Genomic DNA, 6,065 nt, shown 5'->3' with positions numbered 1-6,065 from the left:
TACATAAAACCTAAGTTATGTCGAACGTATAAGGTTGCTTGTTCTTCGTTTTGTTTTTGGAATATATCCAATGCAGAGATAAGACATTCTTCTGCTAATTCATATTCTTTCAAATGTATACATGCTAATCCATAAAGGTTATTACAGTAACCAATGTTTAATTCATAACCATTGTATTTAGAAAAAATTTCTTTTGCCTTAGAAACCTGTTTAAGTGCTAAAACATATTGTTGGTTATGGCAACTGAAGGTAGAAAGTTTAAAATAAAATTCTGCTTGTTCAAGTTGATCTGGGATTTGTTTTAATTTAATTTCGGCTTTTTCATAATGTTCTTTTGCCAAATTATAATCACCAGTTATGTTCGAATGCATTGCTTTGAAGAAATGGTAATAATATAATAAAAATTCATCTGTTGGTATATCAAAAGATTCTATTTCCTTAAAACTATCTTTACCAATACTTAAACTATCCATCAAGTATTGGTAACGGAAATTCAATAAGGCATGGTATAAAAGTACATTTTGATCGTCTTTTACACTGGCAATGTTTTTATCGATTTCCTTTTTTAGTTGCTTTGCATTATCTAAATTTCTTTTTCGAATTTCTATATACCAGTTATCTAATAACTTTGTAATCTGTTCATTCCCCTTTGTTTGAACGTTCATGATATCCTCCTTCTTCCCTTATAGATTCTTATAAATAATGATAGCAAGAATAGAATATAATAGATATTATATCTAATTGTTTTTCAACAAAAGTTTGAAAATTCAGTATTTAAAAAAGGGGATTCCGAAGAAAATATGAATATATCTTAAATATTACATAATAGGAATTTTATTCATATGGTAAAATATGATATTTTTATTGTTAAGAACTATTAATTAAAGACAGGGGATAGATATATGGTTGTAGAGAGGTTGCAAAGAACCGAATATGCGTTAAAAAATTCTCATAAACGTTTAAAAGAAGCATTTGCAATAATGAACGATGAACATCAAATGTATGCAACATTAGGTGAAACCTTGTTATGGATAGTCGCCACAAACGATTGGCATATGGAATTTAATAAGGAGAATTACTTATATAGACAAAAACAAGATACTAGAGGGAGTTTATTATTTGGTTTAAGACATGCTTACAACATGGTGAAGCATAATATGAATTTTATAGAATTACATAAAACCGAAGCAGTACCACAGTTTACTTTTCCAGTTGTTGAACCTCCTGTAACTTTTTGTTTAATAAAGGTTTTATGGAAAGATATTTGTAATATTCCATGTGAGAGAAGATATGAAAATCAAAAACAAAATTACATTAAATATTTACAAGGGAAAGAGGTTTTAGAAACCATCAGTCAAGCCATTAAATTTCTGTTAGAGGAAAATGAGAAATACGAACAAACATATAGTAAATAATGAATTACATCACTTTAATAAAATAAATATTTATCAAGGGGTGGAGTATATGAAACATAGAAAGAAAAAAATGATATCTATCTTTGCAATAATTTCTATTTTTTTATTGCTTATGGGATGTGAAAATAAAAAAGAAGAAACGTTGGCAGATAAAGCATTTGAAGAAAATTCGAAAACAGAGGATAGGGCAAAAGAGCAAGAGGATGCTCAAATGGAAGAAACGAAAAAAGAAATCAGTAGGAATATTTTTAAGACATTACCTTGGCAAGTTAATACTTTGATTTCTGATGTGGATGATGTTGCGAAAGATTTGAACAATAAAGCAACCACAGATAAAGAGTTAAAAGAAGGTTTAAGGAGTTTGGAGAAAAGTATAAAAGAGGTTGAACTTGGCGTGAAATATTTGCCAGAAGAATTTGAAAGTGTTGGAACAAACCTTAAAGATTTGTCGAGTAACTCAAAAACATTTATAACCGAAGCAGTTAAATTTCATCAAGGAAAAGGAAATGCAGATGAGGTCAAAAAACTAATGTCAGAGATGTTAGAGGATATTGTTGCAATAAAAAAGGTTCTTCCTTTAGACGATAAAGATAATGGATATTATTCGGTATCTTGGATGAAAGAGTTTATACAAAAGCAGTAAATGATTTTAAAGTGTGAAGTGACGACTTAACAAATAGATGAATGATAAACCACTTTTGTATAAGATACTGGAATTTTATAGACAAGGTAAATGAAGATGTGCTATATTTTTCTTAACAGAAAAAGTGGTGGAAAGTAGTCGTCAAACCTTGATATATAAGGGTTTTGATGCAAATGGGACAAAAACCTTCCCAAAAGAAAATCAATCAAATGATGAGCGCAATGAACAAGCAACAAATGAAATAAGCGCTAAAAGACACTCGCTAAGAGTGTCTTTCTTTTTGTTAGTTATAGTTTTTAAAACTTTTAAAAATTCTGTATTTTTGGTAAACTGAAAACATCGCTCATTTTAAGGGAGGAGGAAAAAAATGAAAGTGTTTATGAATTTAGCGTGGTTTTTTAAACAAGAAAAACGAGCGTACATAACTGGAATTATTTTATTGTTTGGCGTTGCACTTTTAGAACTTGTAGCACCAAAAGTAATTGGAATCGTTGTAGATGAAATTAATGATGGAACATTGACGACCGATAAGTTACTAAAATGGGTTGTACTATTAGTAATTGTAGGTATTACGATGTACATATTACGTTACATATGGCGTATTATGATTTTCGGGTCTTCATTAAAATTAGCTCGCCAATTACGAAAAAATTTGTATGAACATTTTACAAAGATGAGTCCATCTTTCTATCAGTCAAATCGGACAGGTGATTTAATGGCACATGCGACCAATGATATTCAAGCGATCCAGCAAACTGCTGGAGCAGGTGTTTTGACGCTTGTTGACTCATTAGCTGTCGGAGGATGTGTACTCGTAGCGATGGGTTTTACAATTAGTTGGAAGTTAACATTATTAAGTTTAATTCCAATGCCGATTGTAGCTATTTCGACAAATTATTATGGAACTTTATTACATAAAAGGTTTCATAAAGCACAGCAATCGTTTTCGGAAATCAATGATAAAGTGCAAGAGAGTATGAGTGGAATGAAAGTGATTCGCTCGCTTGGACAAGAGAAAGAAGATTTACAGGCGTTTCGAAGAAAATCAGAAGATGTTGTACATAAAAATGTGTTAGTTGCACGTATTGATTCGTTATTTGATCCGACAATCTCTCTTATCGTTGGATTTTCTTTTTTAATCGCAGTATGTTACGGATCGGTATTAGTTGTAAGAGGTGAATTAACAGTAGGTGATCTCGTTACATTTACGACATATTTAGGTACCCTCGTTTGGCCAATGTTAGCGTTTGGATGGTTATTCAATATTATGGAGCGTGGGCGTGCTTCATATGACCGTGTAGAAAAAATTCTTTCACAAAAATCAGATGTAGTAAATAGCGAAAATGCTGTACATACAATAGCGAGCGGTAATGTTTCGTTTGCCGTTGATTCATTTTCGTATAAGAAAAATGAATTGTTACATTTAAACGATATTCACTTTGATTTGAAGAAGGGCGAAACGCTAGGAGTTGTAGGACGTACAGGCGCAGGGAAAACGACTTTATTAAAATGTTTAATCCGTGAGTATGATCATTTTAATGGTGAATTAAAAATTGGGGAGCGAGATATTCGAGATATAACACTTCATGGTGTCCGTTCTGCCATTTCATACGTGCCGCAAGATCATTTTTTATTTTCAGCAAGTATTGGCGAGAATATTGCCTTTGGAAAGGCGGATGCTACATATAATGAAATTACCCAAGCAGCAGAGATTGCTTGTATTCATAATGACATCCTCCAATTTTCAGAAGGATATGAAACAGTAGTAGGGGAAAGAGGTGTTTCGTTATCTGGTGGTCAAAAACAGCGAATCTCTATTGCTCGTGCTTTATTAACAAATGCTGAAATTTTAATTTTGGATGATTGTTTATCAGCGGTAGATGCAAAAACAGAAGAGACGATTTTAAGTGCCTTAAAGAGGGAGAGGGCAGGGAAAACGACGATTATTACTGCACACCGATTAAGTGCAATTCAGCATGCCAATCTTATTCTTGTTGTTGATGAAGGTAGAATTGTACAAAGAGGTACACATGAGGAATTAATGAAGGAAAACGGCTGGTATAAGGAAATGTATGAAAGCCAGCAATTAGAAGCTTTAGTCGAGAAAGGAGGCGTATGATGGTAGAGAAGAAGCGAAGTGATTTAAGTAGATTGCTTTCCTATATGAAGCCATATAAAGGGTTACTATCTTTAGCATTTATCTTTTTAGTTGGTGCGACAGTAACGGAAATGATGGGTCCTTTTTTAATTAAACAATTCCTTGATGAACACCTAGTACCGCGGGATTTTGAACGATCAGCGCTTGTTACTTTATTTGTAATTTACATAGTTGCTCATTTATTAAAAGTACTATTTACGTATTTAAATCTATTGTACTTTCAGAACATTGCTTTTAAGATTGTTCAAGATATGCGAGTTGAAGTATATGAACATGTTCAAAAGCTGTCATTAAGTTTCTTTGATCGTACGCCGATTGGTACACTTGTATCGCGTATAACAAATGATACGGAAGCGATTAAAGATTTTTATGTCAGTGTATTATCAACATTTGTAAAAAATGTAGTCTTTTTAGTAGGTATTTTAGTAGCGATGTTTTTATTAGATGTAAAATTAGCGCTATTTTCTCTCGTATTAATTCCGATAATGTTTGCGATTATGGTATTATATCGCCGGAAAAGTGCAGCTTTTTATTTAGAAGTACGTAATCAACTAAGCGTGTTAAATGCAAAGTTGAACGAGTCCATACAAGGAATGAATATTGTTCAAGTGTTCAGACAAGAAAAACGTATGAGAAAAGAGTTTGAAGAAGTGAATAATAAACATTATAGTGCAGGGCGACGTACTTTGAAGTTAGACGCATTACTTTTACGACCAGCTACGGATTTAGTACATATTGTAGCTATTGCGTTAGTACTAGGTTTATTTGGGATTGATGCTTTAAAGAGCCCTGTTGAAGTAGGAGTTTTATATGCTTTTGTTAACTATATACATCGTTTCTTCCAACCTGTAAATGAGATGATGATGAAATTGTCCTTCTTCCAACAGGCACTTGTTTCGTCATCACGTGTATTTCATTTAATGGACGAGAAAGATTTAGCACCGGTTCAAAAAGGTAATGAGAATCCTCAAATCGTGGATGGAGATATTGAATTTAAAAATGTTACTTTTTCATATGATGGAAAGCGTGACGTTTTAAAAAATGTATCATTTCACGTGAAACAAGGGCAAACGGTTGCTTTTGTTGGGCATACTGGTAGCGGAAAAAGTACGATTATGAATTTGTTAATGCGATTTTATAATATTAAGTCAGGAAATATTGTAATAGACGGTGTAGATTTAGAAAAATTTGAAGAACGAGAAATTAGAAAGAAAATAGGACTCGTATTGCAAGATGCATTTTTATTTGCTGGAAATGTAAAGCAAAATATTCGTATGTATAATGAAGAGATTACGGATGAAGAAGTAAAAGAAGCTGCTCGATTTGTGCAAGCGAATACGTTTATTGAAAAGTTACCAAAACAGTATGAAACAGAAGTAGTAGAAAGAGGTGCAGCATTTTCAAGCGGTCAACGACAATTAATTGCTTTTGCTAGAACGATAGCAACGAATCCGAAAGTATTAGTATTAGATGAAGCAACAGCTAATATCGATACAGAAACAGAAGAGGCTATTCAAACAGCGTTGCAACAAATGCGAAAAGGTAGAACGACGATAGCCATTGCGCATAGGTTATCTACAATTCAAGATGCGGATCAAATTTTTGTGATGCATGATGGAGAGATAGTAGAGAGAGGGACACATCAAGAATTATTAAGTGAGCAAGGTTTGTATTATAATATGTATTTGCTACAAAATAAAGTGAGTTTGCAAAAGGCCTTGTAATACAAGGTCTTTTTTATTTTGTATACAAAATATGTTTACTCTTTGTTTCTATAGCATAAATGTCGTGTCCTCTTATGAAACTTGTACATATTGTATGTATACGAAGTAAAAAAAATGATAGGAGA

General features: G+C 32.5%; 4 protein-coding genes and 2 pseudogenes. 5 read left to right on the top strand and 1 reads right to left on the bottom strand.

Annotation, left to right across the window (positions count from 1 at the left end; all coding sequences use genetic code 11):
• Nucleotides 1-665 (bottom strand): annotated as a pseudogene (locus BLT20_RS17745) (tetratricopeptide repeat protein); the annotation flags it as partial.
• Between the two features lie 237 nt (nucleotides 666-902).
• On the opposite strand from BLT20_RS17745, the gene BLT20_RS17740 reads away from it, so the two are divergent.
• The 5 genes and pseudogenes from BLT20_RS17740 (at nucleotide 903) to BLT20_RS17720 (ending at nucleotide 5,940) form a co-directional block, all read left to right on the top strand.
• Nucleotides 903-1,415, top strand: a complete 513-nt coding sequence (locus BLT20_RS17740; protein ID WP_073339696.1) for a hypothetical protein — start codon at nucleotides 903-905, stop codon at nucleotides 1,413-1,415.
• A 49-nt stretch (nucleotides 1,416-1,464) separates the two neighbouring features.
• Nucleotides 1,465-2,058: a hypothetical protein gene (locus BLT20_RS17735; RefSeq protein ID WP_073339693.1), complete on the top strand. Its 594-nt coding sequence runs from the start codon at nucleotides 1,465-1,467 to the stop codon at nucleotides 2,056-2,058.
• A 161-nt stretch (nucleotides 2,059-2,219) separates the two neighbouring features.
• Nucleotides 2,220-2,303, top strand: a pseudogene (locus BLT20_RS31345) (YneF family protein); the annotation flags it as partial.
• 122 nt (nucleotides 2,304-2,425) lie between these two features.
• Nucleotides 2,426-4,177, top strand: coding sequence for an ABC transporter ATP-binding protein (locus BLT20_RS17725; RefSeq protein WP_000862455.1), 1,752 nt, complete (start codon nucleotides 2,426-2,428; stop codon nucleotides 4,175-4,177).
• Nucleotides 4,177-5,940 (top strand): ABC transporter ATP-binding protein, encoded by a 1,764-nt coding sequence (locus BLT20_RS17720; RefSeq protein WP_000229520.1) that lies wholly within the window; start codon nucleotides 4,177-4,179, stop codon nucleotides 5,938-5,940. Before BLT20_RS17725 ends, BLT20_RS17720 begins: the two co-directional genes overlap by 1 nt.
• Nucleotides 5,941-6,065 lie beyond the last annotated feature (125 nt).

The sequence above is a fragment of the Bacillus sp. cl96 genome (genome assembly GCF_900100505.1).
GTDB lineage: Bacteria > Bacillota > Bacilli > Bacillales > Bacillaceae_G > Bacillus_A > Bacillus_A cereus.
Note: the sequence above shows the minus strand (reverse complement) of the source record. Positions and strands in the feature narration are given on the sequence as shown.